Origin of the sequence: Lewinella sp., assembly GCF_050633125.1 — a bacterium.
Lineage (GTDB): Bacteria > Bacteroidota > Bacteroidia > Chitinophagales > Saprospiraceae > Lewinella.
The window spans coordinates 318-1,822 of record NZ_JBOEFX010000255.1 but is presented as its reverse complement, the minus strand read 5'-3'; the positions used below and the strand labels follow the sequence as shown (position 1 = coordinate 1,822).

Annotated in this window: 2 protein-coding genes and 1 pseudogene; all 3 read left to right on the top strand. The window is 48.8% G+C overall.

The annotated features are described in order from the left end of the window. Positions 1-720 (top strand): hypothetical protein (locus tag ACRBG0_RS28775; protein WP_431490265.1); only part of this gene is annotated, 720 nt, incomplete at its 5' end. A 47-nt stretch (positions 721-767) separates the two neighbouring features. After that, positions 768-1,237: pseudogene (locus ACRBG0_RS28770) on the top strand (agmatine deiminase family protein); the annotation flags it as partial. Positions 1,238-1,239: 2 nt separating this feature from the next. Continuing rightward, positions 1,240-1,505, top strand: a 266-nt coding sequence (locus ACRBG0_RS28765) for an agmatine deiminase family protein (protein WP_431490267.1), incomplete at both ends; no start/stop codon positions are given.

Genomic DNA, 1,505 nt, shown 5'->3' with positions numbered 1-1,505 from the left:
AGTTTTTTACTTCCCTTCCAGGTCTTTGCTTGCGAGTGCCGATACCAACCTTGGTTCGATTTGTTGGCTTACGATCAGCATACTTATGTAATGGAAATTGAGGTGATTGAAAAAATAGAACAACCTGCTCGGGCTTTGCAAGCACCTCCTGTTGATACAGCCCCACGTCAAATAAATCCACCACCTCCGTTACCGGAGCCACCGCCATTTGATTACGAGGATTTCAGTATCCGGGTATTAACCAATTTCAAAGGCGATGAAACCAATATCCACTTATTGAGAGCTAGCAATAAAAGTTCGAGTTGCTCCGGTGCTCCCCAGGCTGGCCAACGTTATTTGGTCTATGCGGATGGTTTAGCAACCCAAGAAGGTTTTTTTGCACTGGTTATTACCAGCGCTTGTCAGCGGAAAATACCAGAAAGTAGTAAGCATTTTGAAAAAGAAAAAGAACTGCTCGAGTTGCTGAAAGATCGTAGCCAAGGAGTATTTGTCACTTATGAGTATGACGCCGGAAAGCTGCCCATTTTAACAGGTGGCTTTAAAGAAGGTCAACGATCTGGGACATGGAAAGTCTACAATCCTTATGCTACCGATAATCCCGAAGTTATTGTACGACTACGTTATCGTCGTGGAGTGCTGGTGCGTCGTAAATTTTACCGTAAGGAATTGGCGTCGCCTGCAAATGTATTGCGGTTTATGTGGGAATACGAATACGAATGATGTAGATTTGCACTTCCTATTTTTACGCTTCTTATTTTGTTATTACTATGACTACCAGCCGCCGCTTTCCCGCCGAATGGGAACCTCAATCCATGGTTCAGTTTACCTTCCCGCATGCGGATAGTGACTGGGCAGAACTGTTGGAGGAAGTCACCCCTTGTTTTGTGGCCTGCGTCGAAGCCGTCAGCCGGTTTCAAAAGGTACTGATCGTTGCAGATGACCGCAAGAGGGTAGAAGGGCTTTTAGCGCATCTGCCTGCCGAGCGGATAGAAATCATCGTTTGCCCCAGCAATGACACCTGGGCCCGCGATCATGGTGCAATCACCGTCATTGAAGATGGTCGTCCCCTTTTGTTGGATTTCATTTTCAACGGCTGGGGCCTGAAGTTTGCCGCCAACCGGGATAACCTCATTACCCGAACGCTGCACACTTGGGGTGTCTTTGATAAAACGCCGATGCAGCAAATGAGAATGGTGCTCGAAGGCGGCGCCCTGGAAACAGATGGGCAAGGTACACTNNGCGGAAACCGAAGCGGAACTTACCCGGCAACTGGGGGTAGATCGCTTCCTTTGGTTAGACAACGGCTTCCTCGCCGGCGATGATACCGACTCCCACATTGATACACTGGCCCGTTTTTGCAGCCCGGATACCATCGCTTACGTGCGCTGCACCGATGAAACCGATGAGCATTACACCGAACTGAAGCTGATGGAACAAGAGCTTCAATCCTTCTGCACTCGTGAGGGAAAACCGTACAACTTGGTGCCACTGCCCTGGCCTACGGC